General features: G+C 32.6%; 13 protein-coding genes and 1 pseudogene. 12 read left to right on the top strand and 2 right to left on the bottom strand.

The window, feature by feature from the left end; all coding sequences use genetic code 11:
• The first annotated feature begins 18 nt into the window (after nt 1-18).
• The 5 genes from ACWJJT_RS13945 (at nt 19) to rlmD (ending at nt 8,941) form a co-directional block, all read left to right on the top strand.
• Complete coding sequence (locus ACWJJT_RS13945) at nt 19-3,582, top strand: DNA polymerase III subunit alpha (protein WP_462956782.1); 3,564 nt, start codon at nt 19-21, stop codon at nt 3,580-3,582.
• A gap of 310 nt (nt 3,583-3,892) precedes the next feature.
• On the top strand, nt 3,893-4,852 hold the full coding sequence (gene pfkA, locus ACWJJT_RS13950) for a 6-phosphofructokinase (RefSeq protein WP_165412426.1): 960 nt from the start codon (nt 3,893-3,895) through the stop codon (nt 4,850-4,852).
• 142 nt (nt 4,853-4,994) lie between these two features.
• The gene (pyk, locus tag ACWJJT_RS13955; protein WP_462955139.1) at nt 4,995-6,755 is read left to right on the top strand and encodes a pyruvate kinase; all 1,761 of its coding nucleotides are present in this window, start codon (nt 4,995-4,997) and stop codon (nt 6,753-6,755) included.
• A 279-nt stretch (nt 6,756-7,034) separates the two neighbouring features.
• Nucleotides 7,035-7,394, top strand: a complete 360-nt coding sequence (locus ACWJJT_RS13960; RefSeq protein WP_216302648.1) for a DUF1540 domain-containing protein — start codon at nt 7,035-7,037, stop codon at nt 7,392-7,394.
• A gap of 155 nt (nt 7,395-7,549) precedes the next feature.
• Complete coding sequence (gene rlmD, locus ACWJJT_RS13965; RefSeq protein WP_462955140.1) at nt 7,550-8,941, top strand: 23S rRNA (uracil(1939)-C(5))-methyltransferase RlmD; 1,392 nt, start codon at nt 7,550-7,552, stop codon at nt 8,939-8,941.
• Nucleotides 8,942-9,045: 104 nt separating this feature from the next.
• On the opposite strand, the gene ACWJJT_RS13970 is transcribed toward rlmD, so the two are convergent.
• Nucleotides 9,046-9,309 (bottom strand): cytochrome b5 domain-containing protein, encoded by a 264-nt coding sequence (locus ACWJJT_RS13970; protein ID WP_462956783.1) that lies wholly within the window; start codon nt 9,307-9,309, stop codon nt 9,046-9,048.
• A 6-nt stretch (nt 9,310-9,315) separates the two neighbouring features.
• Nucleotides 9,316-9,879, bottom strand: a pseudogene (locus ACWJJT_RS13975) (cupin domain-containing protein); the annotation flags it as partial.
• Nucleotides 9,880-10,193: 314 nt separating this feature from the next.
• Here ACWJJT_RS13975 and ACWJJT_RS13980 point away from each other — a divergent pair.
• The 7 genes from ACWJJT_RS13980 (at nt 10,194) to ACWJJT_RS14010 (ending at nt 20,082) form a co-directional block, all read left to right on the top strand.
• The gene (locus tag ACWJJT_RS13980) at nt 10,194-11,444 is read left to right on the top strand and encodes a hypothetical protein (protein WP_462955141.1); all 1,251 of its coding nucleotides are present in this window, start codon (nt 10,194-10,196) and stop codon (nt 11,442-11,444) included.
• A 198-nt stretch (nt 11,445-11,642) separates the two neighbouring features.
• A complete protein-coding gene (lepB, locus tag ACWJJT_RS13985; protein WP_462955142.1) occupies nt 11,643-12,158 on the top strand; it encodes a signal peptidase I in 516 nt (171 codons plus the stop codon).
• Nucleotides 12,159-12,627: 469 nt separating this feature from the next.
• Nucleotides 12,628-14,556 (top strand): OPT family oligopeptide transporter, encoded by a 1,929-nt coding sequence (locus tag ACWJJT_RS13990; protein ID WP_462955143.1) that lies wholly within the window; start codon nt 12,628-12,630, stop codon nt 14,554-14,556.
• Nucleotides 14,557-14,658: 102 nt separating this feature from the next.
• Nucleotides 14,659-15,012: a PqqD family protein gene (locus ACWJJT_RS13995; protein WP_462955144.1), complete on the top strand. Its 354-nt coding sequence runs from the start codon at nt 14,659-14,661 to the stop codon at nt 15,010-15,012.
• A gap of 117 nt (nt 15,013-15,129) precedes the next feature.
• On the top strand, nt 15,130-16,521 hold the full coding sequence (gene pepV / locus ACWJJT_RS14000) for a dipeptidase PepV (protein ID WP_462955145.1): 1,392 nt from the start codon (nt 15,130-15,132) through the stop codon (nt 16,519-16,521).
• Between the two features lie 235 nt (nt 16,522-16,756).
• Nucleotides 16,757-17,845, top strand: coding sequence for a dipeptide epimerase (locus ACWJJT_RS14005; RefSeq protein ID WP_462955146.1), 1,089 nt, complete (start codon nt 16,757-16,759; stop codon nt 17,843-17,845).
• Between the two features lie 74 nt (nt 17,846-17,919).
• On the top strand, nt 17,920-20,082 hold the full coding sequence (locus ACWJJT_RS14010; protein WP_462956784.1) for a HelD family protein: 2,163 nt from the start codon (nt 17,920-17,922) through the stop codon (nt 20,080-20,082).
• Nucleotides 20,083-20,132 lie beyond the last annotated feature (50 nt).

Genomic DNA, 20,132 nt, shown 5'->3' on the forward strand with positions numbered 1-20,132 from the left:
GTGAACCATGAACTAGCTATAAAAGAAAAAGAGGACTTAGGAAGTTTCGTGCATCTTCATGTGCATACAGAATATAGCCTGCTGGATGGTTCGGGAAAGATTAAAGACCTTATTTCTAAAACCAAGAAGCTTGGCATGAAGAGTATCGCTATAACAGACCATGGTGTAATGTATGGATGTGTGGAATTTTATAAGCAGGCAAAAGAGCAGGGGATTAAGCCTATTATTGGTTGCGAAATATATGTAGCGGCTAAATCTATGAATATAAAAGAAGCTGATAGGGAAAATAGTACTCATCATTTAGTGCTTTTAGTCAAGAATTTATTGGGGTATGAGAATTTGATGCAGATAGTATCGGCTGCCTCAATTAAGGGTTTTTATTATAAACCAAGAGTTGATTATGAATTTTTATCAAAGCATAGTGAAGGATTAATTGCAAGTAGCGCTTGTCTTGGTGGTGAGATTCAGAGCCTTCTTCTAAAAGATAATTATGAAAAAGCAAAGGTTATAGCGTTAAAATATAGTGAAATATTCAAAGATGGTTTCTACTTAGAATTGCAATATCATGGTATGCAGGAACAGTTTAAGGTAAATGAGCTTTTAGTTAAGTTGTCAAAAGACACAGGGATTCCATTAATTTGTACTAATGATACTCACTATATTGAGCAAGAGGATTCTAAGGCTCATGATGTGCTACTCTGCATCCAAACAGCGAAAACTGTTGATGAAGAAAACAGAATGAGATACCCTTCAGATCAATTTTATTTAAAAGCTCCAGGGGAAATGAAAAAGAATTTTGCATATGTCCCAGAAGCGCTTAGCAATACAGTCAAAATTGCAGAGCAGTGTAACTTTGATTATGAATTTCATGTGTCAAAGCTTCCAAAGTTTCCATTACCTCCTGGGGTAGAACCATACGAATACCTAAGAGAAAACTGCTACAAAGGTATGGTAACGCGGTATGATGTATTTAGTGACGTAATGATTAATGGCTTTTCTATAGAATACATAAATGAAATAGCGAATGGAAATGCAGTCGCTAAGTTGTACGTAGATAGACTTGAATATGAACTTAATATAATAAAACAAATGGGGTACGTAGATTATTTTCTTATAGTATGGGATTTTATAAAGTTTGCAGTAGAACATGATATTCCGACAGGCCCTGGAAGGGGCTCTGCGGCAGGTTCAATAGTTGCTTTTACCTTGGACATAACCAAGATAGACCCTATTAAATATAGTCTTATTTTTGAAAGATTTTTAAATCCTGAAAGAGTTTCAATGCCAGATATAGATTCTGATTTCTGTTATGAGGGACGCCAAGCAGTAATTGACTATGTAGTGCAAAAATATGGATCAGATAACGTATCACAAATTATAACATTTGGAACAATGGCTCCTAGAGCATGCATAAGAGATGTAGGAAGGGCTATGAGCTATTCCTATGCAGAGGTAGATAGAATTGCTAAGATGATACCAACTGTAATTGGTATAACTATAAATAAGGCTATTGAAATGAATGCAGAGCTCAGAGTATTATATGAAGATGATAATCGAGTTGAAGCGCTTATAGATGTAGCAAAAGCATTAGAGGGACTTCCAAGGCATAGTTCCACTCACGCAGCAGGAGTAGTTATTGCGTCAAAACCTCTAGTAAGTTATGTTCCTCTACAGAAAAATGATGAAATGATAGTAACACAATTTCCTATGGGAACCCTTGAGGAACTTGGTCTTTTAAAAATGGATTTTCTGGGACTTCGTACACTTACAGTTATGAGGGATTGTGTAGACTTCGTTAAAGAAAATAGGAATGTATCTATAGATATAGACAATTTGGACATTGAGGACCACAAGGTCTACAAGATGATTGGAGAAGGAAAGACTGTAGGGATATTTCAACTTGAATCTGCAGGAATGACTAGCTTTATGAAGGAACTAAAGCCAGATAATTTAGAAGATATTATTGCAGGTATAAGTTTATACAGGCCGGGCCCAATGGCTGAAATTCCACGTTATATAAGAAATAAAAATAGCATGGATAAGGTGGAATATGAAACTCCACAACTCGAAGAAATTTTAGGCGTTACATATGGCGTAATGGTATATCAAGAACAAGTTATGGAAATTGTTAGAAAGCTTGCTGGGTATTCAATGGGAAGATCTGATCTTGTCCGTCGTGCAATGTCTAAAAAGAAGCATAAAGTTATGGAAGAGGAAAGATATAATTTCATCCATGGGATAGTGGACGAGGCTGGCAATATAGAAGTTGAAGGTTGTCTTCGAAATGGTATTACAGAGTTGGCAGCAAACCGCATATTTGATCAAATGATGGATTTTGCGTCATACGCTTTTAATAAATCTCATGCGGCAGCCTATGCGGTTGTGGGATATGAAACAGCATATTTAATGTGTTATTATCCAACAGAATTTATAGCTGCTATGCTGAATAGTGTAAAGGGTAGTAGTGAGAAAATAGCCTTCTATACTAGATATGCAGTGCAAATTAACATTGGAGTGCTGCCTCCTAGTATAAATGAAAGCTTTGCGGGGTTTACTGTAAAAGGTGATACTATAAGATTTGGTCTTACAGCTTTAAAAAATGTAGGAGTAAATGTGATAGATAGCATTGTACGAAACAGAGAAGAAAAAGGTGAGTTCACCGGTTTTATGGATTTTTGTAATAAAATAGATACTTCCTGTGTAAGTAAAAGAGCAGTAGAAAGTCTTATAAAGGCAGGAGCATTTGATGATTTCAAAATTCACAGGTCACAACTACTAGCAATCTATGAAAAAGTATTAGATGGAGTAAATAATGATAGAAAGAGAAATATTGAGGGGCAAATAAATTTATTTTTAGATTTCGAAAATACTTATAATAATTTTGAAATAGAGTATCCTAATATTAAAGAATTCAAAAAGAAACATCTTTTAGCTATGGAAAAAGAGATGACGGGGATATATTTATCTGGTCATCCACTGGATGAATATGAAGAGACACTTAAAATACAAACTAATACAAGAATTTCTGATATTGTAGCTGAGGAAAGCCTTGAAGAAGGCGATGACATGTTAGGTGAAAGCTTTAAACTTAAAGATGGGGATAAAGTTATTATTGGTGGTATAATATCATTTGTTAATAAGAAGGTTACAAAGAATAATGATATGATGGCTTTTATTAATTTGGAGGATTTATACGCAAGTGTGGAAGTAATAGTTTTTCCGAGGACATTTGAAAAGTATAAATCATTAATGGAAGAGGATGAAATAGTAATACTAAAGGGTAGAGTTAGCATTAGGGAAGAAGAGCAACCAAAGATATTATGTGAAGATATTAAACCACTCCTAAAGATTAACAGTGAAAAAATTTATATTCTAATAGAAAATGAACTTATGATGAAGGATGCACTAAAAAAATTAAAACAGAATTTAGCTATTTACAGAGGTAATACTCCTGTATATCTTTGTACAAAAGAGCCAAGAAAAATGTACGCTGTAGATAAAGGGTTGTGGTTAAGTGAAGAAACAGATACTATGCAACTTCTAAGAAGTATATTTGGAGAAAACAACATAAAAGTGCAATAAATAAAACCAATAATGGTAAAATAATGGGAGCAATGTTTTTTTTCTCCCGTTTTTATTCAATAAAAGGTTTACAAAGTGTTAATACTATACCATTTAATAAAAAAATATTTTTTTTCATATAAAATGTTGAATATTTCGAGAAATTTGTATAATATTAGACTATAAAGGTATTTTAAAATTAGTAGTAATGTTTTGTTTGGAAACATAAATATATTATAATTACAGTGGGACTATACTTGTCCCGCTGGTACAATAAGGTAACAATCAATAGTTGATATCTTAGACAGAGAACAACAAGGAGGTTATTTTTATGAAAACAATTGCGGTATTAACAAGTGGAGGCGACGCACCGGGAATGAATGCAGCCATTAGAGCAGTAGTTAGAATGGGTATATTTAAAGGCATAAGAGTCATGGGCGTAAAAAGAGGATATAGTGGCCTTATAAACGGTGAAATTTTTGATATGGATAGACATTCTGTTTCGGATATAATACATAGAGGTGGAACTATTCTTAGAACTGCCCGTTGTGAAGAATTTAAAACAGAAGCTGGAAGAGCAAAGGCAGTTAATGTATTAAGGGTATTTGGGATTGATGGACTAGTAGTAATTGGAGGAGATGGTTCTTTCAAAGGGGCACAACTTTTATCAGACTTGGGTATTGCAACGGTTGGTATACCTGGAACTATTGATAATGATCTGCCTTATAGTGAATATTCTATAGGATTTGATACAGCACTAAATACAGTACTAGATGCTATAAATAAAATAAGAGATACATCAAGTTCTCATGAAAGAGTTAGTGTAGTTGAAGTAATGGGAAGAAATTGTGGAGATATAGCCTTATACGCTGGTATTGGCGGAGGGGCTGAAGAAGTTATTATTCCTGAAAAAGGGTATGAAATAGATGGTTTATGCAAAACTATATTTGAAGGTAAACTAAGAGGCAAAATGCACAATCTGATAATTCTTGCTGAAGGTGTAGGCGGAGCAAATGAACTTGCAAAGCAAGTAGAAGAAACAACAGGAATTGAATCAAGAGCTACAATACTCGGCCATATTCAAAGAGGTGGAAGCCCAAGTGCCTTTGATAGAATGCTTGCTTCAAGAATGGGAGTAGCGGCTGTAGAAGTTCTTATGGAAGGTAAATCAGGAAGAGTAATTGGTATGAAAGATGGCAAAATAATGGATGAAGACATTAATGAAGCATTAAAAATACCAAGAAAATTTAATGAAAGACTTTATCATATTTCAAAAATTCTTTCTTACTAATCATCTCTTTCAGAGCTGTTAATCATCTCTTTTAGAGCTGTTAATCATCTCTTTCAGAGTTGCGCATCTGCTAAGGGATTTAAATATAAGACAATGTAATAATGTATTAAATAAAAAAAATTAACAATAAGAGGAGTAATTTATGAAAAAAACTAAAATTATCTGTACAGTAGGGCCAGCAAGTGACAATAGTGAAACTATAAAAAGCTTAATTGATGCGGGAATGGATGCTTCAAGGCATAATTTTTCTCACGGAGATCATGCAGAACATAAGATAAGAATGGACTTAGTAAAAGAGCTACGATCAGAGCTTAATAAACATATTGCTATAATACTAGACACTAAGGGTCCAGAAATCAGAACAGGAAATTTTGCAGCTGGTAAAGTTGAATTAAAGGAAGGTGCAAAATTCACTGTTGTTTGTGGTGAAGAAGTTGTTGGAGATGAAACTATTTGTTCAGTAACATACAATAAATTATATGAGGATGTTAAACCGAATGATACTATACTAATAGATGATGGTTTAGTGGGACTTATTGTACAACAAGTAGAAGGTAAAAGAATACATTGCAAAGTTGCAAATACTGGTATGATAGGTAACCATAAAGGAGTTAATGTGCCTGGTGTTTCAATAAACTTACCTGCACTTACAGAGCAAGATGTCAGTGATTTAAAATTTGGAGCTGAGCAAGGCGTTGATTTTGTTGCAGCATCTTTTATAAGAAAAGCATCAGATGTACTTGATATAAGATGTGTACTTAACGAAAATGGTGGCGGAGATATACAAATTTTCTCTAAGATCGAAAATAGAGAAGGGGTTAATAATATTGATGATATTATTAAATTCTCTGATGGTATTATGGTTGCAAGAGGAGATTTAGGAGTTGAAATCCCTACTGAAGAAGTTCCAATAGTTCAAAAAATGATTATCCAAAAGTGTAATGCTGCTGGAAAGGCAGTTATAACAGCTACTCAAATGTTAGATTCTATGATGAGAAATCCAAGACCAACTAGAGCCGAGTCATCAGATGTTGCAAATGCAATATTCGATGGTACAGATGCTATAATGCTCAGTGGTGAAACTGCTAATGGTAAATACCCTGTAGAGGCAGTAACTATAATGTCTAAAATAGCAAAAGCTGCTGAAAATGCTCTTAATTATGAAGAGAATTTAAAGAATAAGGGCAAATATCACATTCCTAATGTACCAAATGCCATTAGTTTAGCTACTTGCAATACAGCTATGGAACTTAAGGCTTCAGCTATTATTACTGCAACTCAAAGTGGTAGTACGGCTAAAAAAGTTTCAGCTTACAGACCAGAATGCCCTGTTATAGCTGTTACTCCTTATGAAAAGATAGCTAGAAGTCTCGCATTAAACTGGGGTGTAGTTGCAATATGTGAAGAGAAGGTAGAATCTACAGATGAACTTATAGATAAATCTGTAAATATTGCTTTAAAAGAAGGCTATGTAGAAAAGGGAGATTTAGTAGTTATTGCTGCTGGAATTCCAGCAAATTATGTAGGTAGTACAAATATGATGAAAGTTCATATTGTTGGTGATATATTACTTCAAGGTAAGGGAAATATAAGTGCTTCAGCTTGTGGTACAGCTTATTATGTAAAAAGTGCAAAAGAAGCTAAAGATACTATGAGAGATGGAGACATTTTAGTAATGAAAACATTAAATAGAGAATATATTGACATATTAGATAGAGTTTCAGGAATTATTGTAGAAGAAGATGAATTAAGTTCAAGTGTTGTTATTGAATGTACATCAAGAGAAATTCCAATAATATATAGTGCAATAGGAGCAGAAGAAGTTATTAAAACTGGTTCATTTATAACAATGGATGCAGCTAGAGGCATTGTGTATAGTGGTAGGGCTAATGTAAAAAACTAAAATAATGAGTTTATAGCTCAAGAGATTGTCAGTTAACTGGCAATCTTTTTTTAAAATTTCAATAGACATGTATATTGAAAACAAATATGGATATAGTTATAAGTGTAAACAAAACAACATGGCAACTGATTTTTTTTAGCACCTACATGGTGCTTTTTTTATTATATAAGAAACAGCTTTAGCAAAATAATAATTATTATACTTATTTTTCATTTTTATAGTATAATAAAAGCTAAAGCTACAGATTATAATAAGAAATAAGTAGTGGGAGTGATAAATATGAGCGGAACTCTAAGTTGCAGCGCAACAAATTGCGTCAATAATATGTCAGGAATTTGCTCAGCTAGTACTATCAATGTCTCGGGGTCAAATGCTCATAGTAGTGAGGCAACGAAGTGTGAAACATTTGCTGAAAAAGGATTAAAGAATTCATTAACTAATGTACTTAATATGAATGTAGTTGGTGAATTTAAGCAAGTATTTAATAGTGACTCTATAGAGATGAGTCCGAATATTAGATGCATTGCTAAAAATTGTATACACAATCGTGAAAATTTATGTGCTGCAGATAATATTATGGTTAATGGTACAGGTGCTTTAACTACTGAAAAAACACAATGTGAGACTTTTAAAGAATAATAGGATTTTTTAAAATTGTGATGTAGGCATATTTAGGTATTATAAAATCAAAATTTATAAGCACGTGGGAGTAAATATACGAGCATAGCTTGCTTGCTATTTATTTTCATGTGCTTTAGTAAAGAGGATAAAGGTAGAATTAGGGAGGAAAAACAATGAAAAGTAAGAGAAAGTTTGATGATTATATAATTCCAGTTAAAAAAAATGAAGATTATATAATGACGATAGATAATATGGGATATGAGGGCGAAGGAGTAGGTAAAATAGATAATTTTACCGTTTTTGTAGCTGGTGCAATTATAGGTGAAGTGGTAAAAATAAAAATTGTTAAGGTTTCTAAAAACTTTGCTTTTGGTAAACTATTGGAGATAATTGAGGAATCAGCAAGTAGAATAGATCCAGTTTGCAGTATATACAAGAACTGTGGCGGTTGTAACCTGCAACATATAGACTATAAAGCTCAATTGGATTTTAAAACTAATAGAGTAGTACAGGTTATAAATAGAATAGGGAAATTAGAAGAGGTGATAGTTCATTCTACAATAGGCATGGAGCATCCTTATAATTATAGAAATAAGGTTCAACTACCTACTAGCAATATAAATTCTATAGTGAATATTGGGTTTTATGCGCAAAGAAGTCATGACATAATAAATATGGAAAATTGCCATATTCAAGATACAGTTGCAGATCTTGTGGTAAAGCTAACAAGACAATGGATAAAAGAGTTTAATATCGAGTGTTATAATGAGGAAAATCACCAAGGCAATCTTCGACATATTATGATTAGAAAAGGGATTGAAACTGGAGAAGTAATGGTGGTATTAGTTACTAATGGTAAAACACTTCTTTACAAAGAAGAATTTATAGCCTTAATGACTAAAAAAATCAAAGGATTAGTGAGTGTAATCCAAAATATTAATAGTGAAAAAACAAATGTAATATTAGGAGCGAAATGCGTAACTCTATGGGGAAAAGATACTATAACAGATTACATAGGAGAATTTAAATTTGAAGTTTCTCCACTATCCTTTTTTCAAGTTAATTCAATACAAACAAAAGTGCTGTACAGTAAAGCACTAGAGTATGCAAATTTAAGTGGTGGAGAAGTGGTGCTTGATGCTTATTGTGGTACAGGCACTATATCCTTATTTTTATCTCAGAAGGCTAAAAAAGTATATGGAGTAGAGATAATACCCGAGGCTATTGAAAATGCTAAAATAAATGCAAAAGAAAACAATATATCTAATACAGAATTTATAGTAGGCGAGGCAGAAAAAATTATTCCAGAGATTCTTCATCAGGGAGTAAAAGCTGATGTTGTGGTAGTTGACCCGCCAAGAAAGGGTTGTGACAAAACTCTTTTAGAAGCAATTAGTAGCATGAAGCCTAAAACTATAGTATATGTATCTTGTGATCCAGGCACTTTAGCTCGAGATCTTGGGATTTTAGATGAACTTGGATATAAAACTTTAGAAATTCAACCTGTGGATATGTTCCCACAGACGGCTCATGTAGAGTGCGTTGCGAGGATAGAGAGAAAATAGGCTAATTGCAAAGGGTAAATTAGCAAGAGATTATTATTATTAGAGTATAAAAATAAAATGAGATAGCTTAGTATTTAAGTTATCTCATTTTATAGTTTTTTTGCTTATACTTTAAGCACACCAACATTAGGAAGCTTAGCTAATTTGCTTGGTACGCCATGGTAGCTTTCAAACTGAGAGCTTAAATCTTTACCAGCAGATAAGCCATAGTGTGTAGCACCGCTCCATTTTGAATTAGCGCTTAAATCATATACAATTCCGTTAACTGCTATATAAGCAGGATTTCCCATAGTACCATCATACTGAGCAAGTTCACTTAAGGTAAATTCCTTGTTTTGCCTAAGAGCTCTTTGTCCCTTTTGATATATGTGGTCGTGGTTCTCTTCAGCAGCTTCTGCATCTGCTTTAGTCTCATGAACTGTACCATGTGGATGTTGAGGTGGTGCATAAATAGAGTACATTTTAAGTGGCATGTCACCTGTATTGATTAAATTGTGCCATTTACCAGCAGGTATGATGAATGCAAAATCATCGTAGACGTTTTTTTGAAAATCCAAGTTATATTTACTATCACCCATTTTAACAAGCCCTTGCCCTTCTTCAACACGTATAAATTGATCAAGATCTGGGTGAACCTCTAAACCTATATCTTCCCCAACCTTGATGCTCATCAATGTAAGTTGCAAATGGGTTCCTGTCCACAAAGCGGTACGATAAGTATTGTTTTGCTTAGTAGCCTCATTAATATTAACTACAAACGGTTCTGATCCATAATCCTTTAACTGAATTGAATCATACTCTATTTCATCAGTTGAGGTATACATTGATGGGTTAATGTAATAAGGATATGGATAGGTTCTATAAAGATTATACATATTGTATGGGTTATACATAGGTGTATTAACACCATAAGGATATGGGTCATAAACATTATACATATTGCTAATCCTTTCATAGTATTACAAAATCATTATATGACCTCTGTTTAGAAAATGTGCTTCGATTAACAGGAAGCAGAAGTCCCTGAGGTCATAACACTTAAATTGAAAATCCATGAATTTCACGACTACCTTTATTTTTGCAAGAAAAAAAGCAATATATAATAAATAATGTCTAATTAAAATATAATTTGGACAAAGAAAAATGTAGTATTTAGTCTGAAATGCTATTTGTGATTTTATGGGTTAGTTATGGTATAATATACAATAAAGAAATATTTTACCATGAAGTTTTTATAAAAGGGAGTGATTAAATGCCGAACGTCAAAGAGATTAAAGTCGGAATAGGATTTGCGACGGGAAGAAAGAGTTTTCAAAAGGTGCTGAGAACTAACATAAGCAATTGGAATGAATCTGGTTTGGTAGCAGATAAAAGATTAAGTTTAAACCTTTTTGTTGCCTATGATCTTCATTATAATAAAACTGAAATAACTGATTACACAAATGTACATCCCGATTTGGTAAAGCAAATTGATAGTAGTAAATTTATTGGAAGCGTTGCTATAAAAGAAGAAACTGATTATTTAATTAGAGAAAACGTCATTAGTTTTGAAGAGACTCAAATGATTTTTGGCAAAGGATATGCAGCCAAGCGTAACGCTGTGCTATATAATGCTATAAAAAACAAAATGGATTATCTTGTTTTTTTGGATGATGACGAATACCCAATGGCAGTCACTAATACACTTGATACTGCAATTTGGGGAGGTCAGTTTGTTTTGGCAGAACATCTTAATAATATCACTGAAGCAGACATCACTCACGGACATCACTGTGGTTATATATCTCCAATTCCATATATGGAATTCAATGACACTATGACCGAAGGTGATTTTAGGTCTTTTATTGAGGCTATTAGTAATGATATTATTAAGTGGGATAAATTAAAATCTGTTATGAAAAATGGTGGGATAACATATGCAGATACAAAGACATTGACTAGCCATGAGGCCAGAGAGGTAGAAGAAATAAATCATTCTAAATTCATATCAGGTGCTAATCTTTGTATTAACCTAACTGAGCCTAAGCGTATTTTCCCTTTTTACAATCCACCAGGAGCTAGAGGGGAGGATACTTTTTTAAGCACATGCCTAAGTGAGAGAAAAGTTTTGAGTGTGCCGTGTTACACATTTCATGACGGATTTTCTACATATAATCATCTTTTAGAAGGCGTTCTCCCAATTCGATTAAAATTTATCAAAGCTGATACGGACAAGGTTAAAACTCGCTTTTATAATGCGTGTATAGGTTGGATTCGTTATAAGCCATTACTGCTCTATATAACTCAGCCAGATCACTACACGGATAAGATTAGAGAGATAAAAGAGCAGCTGAGAGTAACATTGCCTAAAATCAGTGCTTATTTTGGAAAGCCTGAGTTTATTAATGTCTTGGCAGAACTCGAGAAATACAATAGAAATGTGGAAAAACATTATGCTGAATTCATCGAAACACAACGTATTTGGGCAAAAATCATGGAACATTTTGCGCATCGCATGGAATAGTACATACAGTAATTTTATATAATCCGTCAAATTTGGAGAAGTGACTTTTAATAAGTCAGCTTCTCCTTTCACCTTTACATACCAAATTATGTTGCAGCTCCGCAGGATATTATTTAACAAGAAAATAAATTTTAATTACTGATATATTGTAAATATTGTGATAAGATATTAATGTGTTAGATTTCGGAGGAGATAATTATGGACTTTATTAAAAAAATATTTCAAGATTGGATAGTACCTATAGTAGTAGCCGTTATAATAGCATTTGTAATACGCAAGGTTGTTTTCTTTAATGTAACTGTTCCGACTGGATCTATGCTACCAACAATACATCTGAATGATAAGATTTTAGTAACAATAGTTCATAACAAAAATAATCTTAAACATGGAGATATAGTAGTATTTCATTCTGATGAATTGGGTGAAGATTTAATAAAGAGGCTTATTGGACTTCCGAATGATATAGTAGAAGTTAAAGAAGATGGAACTGTATATATAAATAATAAAAAAGTAAATGAAAGTTATGTTATACATCCAGGTGGTAAAACAGGGAAATATAAAGTGCCGGCAGATAGTTATTTCTTTATGGGTGATAATAGAGTAGATTCTCTAGATGCAAGATATTGGGATAAACCTTTTATACCTAAAAAAGATATAATGGGTAAGGCAGGAATTATAATTAGTCCGTTTAGTAGATTTGGAAAATTAAAATAATAAAATAGCAGGATATAAATGCAAGTTTATATATCTGCTATTTTCATTTTTTGAAAATTAATTAGTTAGGAATTTATAATATAGTCTAATAATTGAATTTAGTATCCCTTTAGCTAAAGGGTTTTGCAATAAAAAAACCATGGTAAAGCTTTACATTTCCTAGCAATATATTTGATAAAAAAACACCAATATTCTTTTGTACCTTAAGAAGTAATATAAATCTATATTAACTAAATATTTGAAAATGAATAAAAAAATTTGTACAGTTTCAAAAGCAATATTAAATATAAAATTATAGTGATATGTTAAGCTAAAACGAGCATTTTGTAGGGATTTAACTAAAAAATTATTAAAATGTGAAAATTTGGTTAAATACGATAGATTTTCATATTAGTTATTATTACAACATATGGTATTATGAATTATATTAATATATGATTAACATTTATAATCAAAAGGGGGATATATCATGGCGGAATCAAAAAAACTATCTCATACAGCTTACGGTGGTATTAAAGGTGAGGATTATTTACCGTTTGTACCAGCAAGCCAAGCAATGCCAGAGCTTACGGCAATATCCATAATAATGGGTATGTTATTTGCAATGATATTTGCGGCTGCAAACACTTACTTAGGACTTAAAGTAGGTATGACAATTTCAGCAGGTATTCCAGGAGCAATTTTGGCTACAGGAATACTTAAAGGTTTATTTAAAAGAAATAACATATTAGAGGCTAATATGATATCTTCGATCGCCGCTATGGGAGAATCGCTAGCAGGCGGAATTATATTTATACTTCCAGCAATTATACTTTGGGGTATGGAATTAAAACTTTCTACCATAATTGTTGTAACATTACTTGGAGGACTTTTAGGAGTGCTATTTGTTACACCTCTACGACGCTTCTTAATAGTAGAAGAACATGGCACCCTTATATATCCAGAAAGTATGGCTGCGGCTGAGGTTCTTGTAACTGGTAGTGAAGGTGGTTCAGGATTTAAGGCAGTATTGACAGGACTTATAGGAGGAGCAGTTTTCAAATTATTCTCTGGTGGATTTAAATTTTGGGTTGAAGAAGCTGAATGGACTGTAAAGCCTATGCAATCAACATTATTTGGTGTTGATACATTAGCATCTCTTATGGGTGTTGGTTATATAGTTGGAGTTCAAGCATCACTTTATATGTTTGGAGGTTCTTTAATAGCATGGTTTGGGCTTATGCCGCTAATAATGTATGTTGGTCATGGTTTACAAGCACCATTATTTCCATCCGTAACAGTTATTAGTCAAATGGGAGCATGGGATATTTGGAAAAATTATATAAGATATATAGGCGCTGGTGCGGTTGCAGCTGGTGGATTTATAAGTCTTGGAAAATCAGCCCCAACAATCATTAAATCTTTTAAATCAGCTATGTCTGGCATTGGAGCAGGTGGGGCGAATACCCAAAAAAGATCTGACATTGAGGCACCAATAAGCTGGGTTGTAGGCGCGGCAGTATTAGTATTCTTACTTTCATGGTTATTACCAATAATTAATGTTGGTATAGTTGGTGGAATACTTGCGGTTGTATTCTCATTCTTCTTTGCGGTTGTATCAGCTAGAATGGTTGGTTTAATTGGATGTTCAAATAATCCAGCTTCAGGTATGACTATAGCTACATTGTTATTTGTAACATCAATATTAAAGATTACAGGTAACGTTGGTGATAAAGGAATGATTGCAGCTGTTATTGTAGGTGGTATAGTTTGTGTTGCTATCTGTGTTTCTGGTGGTACTGCACAAAGTTTAAAGACAACTTATGTAATCGGTGGAACACCAAAGAGTGTTCAGATCGGTATGTATTTAGGAATAGTTGCAGCAGCGGCAGTTGCTGGTGCAGTATTATTAATGCTTAATAGCACATACGGTATAGGTAGTAAAGATGTTGCTGCACCTCAAGCAACATTAATGTCAATGGTTATCAAAGGTGTAATGACTGGTGAACTTCCATGGGCTCTAGTATTTGTTGGAGTTACAATTGCGGTATTCTGTGAAATGGCAGGAATTCCAATACTTCCAGTTGCACTTGGAATATATTTACCAATACATTTAAACTCAGCTATTCTTTGTGGTGGTATTATTAGAATATTAGTTGAAAAGAAATTTAAGAAAGACGAAGAAAAGAAAAAAGTACAAGTGGAAAAAGGTATACTTCTTGCATCAGGACTTGTTGCAGGAGATGCTTTAATGGGTATAGTTGTGGCGGGAGTTGCAACAGCTAAGCTTGACATAGGTTTTGGAGCGAAATTATTCCCAACTTTAGCTGCAAGTCCAGCATTTGCTACAATAATGTTCCTGGGATTAGGATTATGGATCTACATGTTTGCTACAAAAGTGGACAAAACCACCGTTTAATGTTAAAATTATACAAGTAAAACAAAATTTAACTTAATGAAAAATAAAGAAAAATATAGTTAAGAGCCACTATGGCTCTTAACTTCTTTATAGGAGAAATGTATGTTTAATAAAAAAAACAAAGAAAAATCACAAGAAAATTTTATGATTTACAGACCATTAAGAAAGATTGAACAGTGGTCTGTAAGTGATGAAAAAGTAAAACTGTTTTTTAACCATAATAAACCAGTAGAAAAGTTTGTGAGATGGCTCATAAAAAAATCAAAAGTTAATGATATAGAGCTCGATGAAATGGGTTCTATGGTTTGGCAACTTTGTGATGGCACTAAAACTGTTTATGATATAGCTTTAGCTTTGGCTCAAAAATTTGATGATACTGAGCAGAATGCTATTAATAGGTTAATTATGTTTCTAAGGTATTTATCTCAAAAAGGATGGATTACCTTTGAAAAATAATAATAAATAATATGATATCTTAACAAAGCTACGAATGTAGACAAAGCTACGAATGTAGATAAAGCTACGAATGTAGACAAAGCTGCGTACGTAGACTATAAGTGGGGGGGAACGAATATGGAATTAAATAAATTAATTGACGTTATGAAAGAGGATATTGTTAAGTCTACTCAAGAAATAATAAGAATTAAGAGTGTAGAAGGTGAAGCTAGGCCAGGAATGCCTTTTGGCGATGGAGTAGCTAAATCACTAGAATGTGCTTTAAACACTGCAAAGAATTTAGGCTTTCATACAGTTAACTTAGATGGTTATGTTGGATATGCAGAATATGGACAAGGTGAAGATTATGTTGTAGCGTTAGGTCACTTAGATGTAGTTCCTGAAGGTGAAGGATGGATTCATCCACCCTATGCTGCAGAAATTCATGATGGAAAAATGTACGGACGTGGAACTACAGATGATAAAGGACCAATAATGGCAACACTTTATGGATTAAAAGCTATTAAAGATGCGAAATTGCCTATATCTAAAAGAATTAGAGTTCTATTTGGAACTAATGAAGAAACCGGAAGCAAGGAACTTGAATATTACTTAGAAAAAGAAAAAGCACCAGTTGCTGGGTTTACTCCAGATGCAGAGTATCCAATAATCAATGGAGAAAAAGGTATAACTATTTTTAACATTGTAAAAGATTTTAAGAGCAAGAATAAGGGTGAAAACTTTATAAAATATATTAAGGGTGGTCAAGTATCTAACATAGTACCTGATTATTGTGAGGCAGGAATCGTGGCTACTAACGCACAAAGCATTGTTAAAGCATTGGAAGGTTTTATAAAAGATAATAATTACAAGCTTTCTGCAGTAGTTAATAAAGATATGGTAATAATTAAATCTATAGGCGAAGCAGCTCATGGAAGTTTACCGGAACTTGGTAAAAATGCTATAATGCAATTATTTGCTTTCGTTGGAACATTAGACCTTGGATCGAATGATGCGTCAGAATTTGTAGGATTTTTAAATGAAAACATAGGTATGGAAACACACGGAGAGTCTTTTGGTGTTTGCATTGAAGATGAGAATTCAGGTAAGTTATCATTTAATGTTGGAGTTGTAGATATGAATGAAAATTCAGCTACGATGACTTTAAATTTAAGATATCCTGTAACAAAGAAATTAGAGGATATGATGACTCCATTTAATAGTAAAATTGATGGAACTGGAATAAGGGTAGAAAAGTTTGAACATCAAGAACCATTATATTTTTCACCAAATAGTCCAATTATTAAGGCACTTCAAAAGGTTTATGCAGAGCAGACTGGAAAAGAAGCTAAATTACTATCCATAGGTGGAGGCACTTATGCTAAAGAAATGCCTAATACCGTAGCCTTTGGACCAATGTTCCCAGGAGAACCAGATACTATTCATAAAAAGAATGAATATATCACAATAGACAATTTAATTACGAATGCTAAGATATATGCTCATGCATTATATGAACTTGCAAAGTAAATAAAAATAGAATAACCTTAAGGTCTATATCTTATTATAAGATATAGACCTTAGTTTTTTTTAGGGTTAAATTTTATAAAAATAATTAGTAAAGAATTTTATAAAAGTAATAGAATTAAAGTAGATATAGAGGTATAATGAAATATTGTACTGTTAAGAATTTACTCCTTATTGTATAAATAGGTTAAGTAAGTAAAATACTATAAAAATATTAAACTTTTAGTGGGGGATAATTATGAAAATACAAGATATTAGGATAGGTAAAATTAATACTCCTTTGAGACAATCATATAAAGTAGGGAAGAGACTTCTTAATTTTTCTGATGAAATAGTTATAAAAATGGTTACAGATACAGGAGAAATAGGATATGGTAGTGCAGCCCCAACACCTTTAATAACTGGGGAAACCCAGAGTTCAATTATTGGAGCAATAGAGTATATTAAACCTGAAATTATAGGGTTAGATATTGATAATATTGAAGAAATTATGAAAGTAATTCATAGTTCTATGCACGGAAATAATAGTGCTAAGGCAGCTATTGATGTTGCTATATATGATTTGCTTTGCAAAAAATATGGAGTGCCACTTTACAAATTTTTGGGTGGATATAAAAATTCATTAACTACAGATATTACAATAGCAAATGATACAGTGGAACAAATGGTGACAAAATCATTAGAAGCTGTAATGAATGGTTATACATATTTAAAAGTGAAAATTGGAAATGATATGGCTCGTGATATAGAGAGAGTAAAAGCAGTAAGAAAAGCGGTAAGGCGTGGAATAAAAATAAGAGTAGATGCTAACCAAGGGTGGAGGCCAAAGGAAGCTGTAAGTACTATTAGAAAGTTCGAAGATATGGGGTTAGATATTGAGTTTGTTGAGCAACCAGTTAATGCTTGGGATATAGATGGACTAAAATATGTAACAGACAATGTGGAAACAAAAATTCTTGCAGATGAAGCAGTTTTTGGTCCATCAGATGCCTTTAAGATCATTGAAAAAAGAGCAGCAGACCTCATAAGCATAAAGCTTATGAAATGCGGTGGTATAAATAATGCAATAAAGATGTATAATATGGCAGAAAATATGGGTATAAGATGTATGATGGGATGTATGCTAGAAAGTAGAATAGGCATTACAGCAGCAACGAGTTTTGCAGCATCAAAATCTAATATGATTAAAGCTGATCTAGATACTATGTTGCTATTTGAGCATGATTCAATAGTTGGTGGTGCATGTATTGCAGGGAATACGATAACTATTAATGATTCTCCAGGTCTTGGGATTATAGATATAATTGGATGGAATGAAATTTTTTAAATTACCAATGCGAATTGTACGAAAAAATATAATTGTTAAATGGGGTGGTAGTTTTGAATAATAATAAATATGATATGGATGCTAGTTTAATAGAAGTTGAATTAAAGAAACAATTAGAATTTAATATAGAAGAAGAAAAATTAAATGGAATTATTAAAATCATTAGTGAAGAAATTCTAAAATATATTCAAAAGAGAATGGAAATTACAAAATATATTTTAGAATATAGGAAAAAAGTAATTGAAGATTATAGAGATGATGAAGATATGGTAATAGAATATTTTGATCATGAGGTATATGTAAAGGAAGAAGCATTTAAAACTATTGATAGAAGAGTAATGGAGTTAACTGAGCTTAAGAGCTCTCCTTATTTTGGAAGAGTTGATTTTTCTGAAGAAGACTATGGTATTAGTAAAATGTATGTAGGAAGGTTTGGAGTTACTCCAGAAAATACTTATGAACCTTTAGTAGTAGACTGGAGAGCCCCCGTTGCATCTTTATTTTACACCGGGGCTTTAGGGGAAGCTTTTTATGATGCTCCTAAGGAAAAGATACGCGTAAACATTTTAGCTAAGAGGCAATTTATTATTAAAAAAGAAAAGCTTAAAGGCATGTTCGACTCAGCGCTAGATGTAAAAGATGAGATACTTCAAATGGTTCTTAGTAGCAATGCGTCAGAAAAGCTGAAAGATATAATAATGACAATACAAAAGGAACAGGATGATTTAATAAGGCAACCAAGAACCAAAACTATTGTAGTGGATGGCGTTGCTGGTAGTGGAAAAACTACTATCGCTCTTCATAGGGTAGCATATTTGCTTTATAATTATAGAAAAATACTCCAAGACAAGGTTCTAATATTAGGGCCCAATAATGTATTTATGGAATATATATCTTTAGTGCTACCAAGCCTTGGAGAATCGGGAGTTAAGCAAACAACATTTAAAGACTTTGCCTTTGACATTTTAGGGCCTATGGAAGTAATGAGTCTAAAAGAGTACATGGAAAAAGTGCTTAGTGGAGAAAAAGAATTTGCTAGAGATATTATGTATAAAAATTCTACAGAGTATAAAAACTTTCTTGATGCCTCAGTAGAAAAATTAGATAACGAATACTTTAAAATAGAAGATTTATTATTTATGAATGAGATAGTATTATCTAAACAAGAAATAATGGAAATGTTTTATAATCACTATAAAACTATGCCTTTATTCAGAAGAAGTAAAAAAATCAAAAGAATTATTTATTCTAAGATTAGAGATGCTAGAGATGAAAAAGTTAGATTTATACAAAAAGAATATGAAAAAAGTGTGGTAGAGTTGGCTGAGGAAGAAAAGGATTTTAAAATAAATGATTTAGATTTTAATAGAAGACTTAAAATTAGAGAAGTAATTAAAGAGATATTAGCAGTAAAAAGAAGTCTTACTTGGATTGAAAATGGAAACTGCGTTGATTTATACAACAAAATAAATGGGCATAAAGCATTAACAGAAAATGATTTAGGTGGTATCTTATATTTTAAAATTAAGCTAGAAGGGATCAAGATTTCTGAGGAAATAAAACATGTAGTAATAGATGAAGCTCAGGATTATAATGAACTTCAATTCATGGTAATAAAGGAATTAACAAAGTGTTCTTCTTTAACGATAGTTGGAGATAGCAATCAGAGACTGATTCCATATGACGGGAAGCTACCTATGCATGATATAAAGAATATACTTCCAGGGTGTAATACTCAGGAGTTTAGACTAAGTACCAGCTATAGATCTACAGTGGAAATTATGGAGTACGCTAATAAATATTTGCATGCAGATCCTATTGTTCCCGTAGTACGTAATGGTGAAGTGGTAAAAGAGAAATTAATTTCTAATAAGGATGAACTTAAAAGTTTTATGACCCAAAAAATTTCTGAGTTCAAAAGTAAGACTTATGAAAATATTGCGATTATCTGTAAAGATATAAGTGAAACAGAAAAAATCTTTGATTTAATTAACAAGGATGCTAATGTTAGGATTATAAATAAAGAAAACGCAGTGTATCATAGCGGAATTGTTGTGATTCCATCATATTTTGCTAAGGGACTTGAGTTTGATGCAGTTATCATGATATTAGATGAGCCTTGTGGACTTAAAACAGAGGGTTTGCAGGGGGAATATAAGCAAGAGGATAAACTTAGGTATGTAATGGCAACTAGAGCATTACACGAACTTCATGTGGTTTTAAAAAGTTTATTCTAAATTTCAAAAAGAAAAAAATAATAAACTAACAAAAATAATACCTAGATCAC

This window comes from Clostridium sp. CM041 (assembly GCF_055081035.1).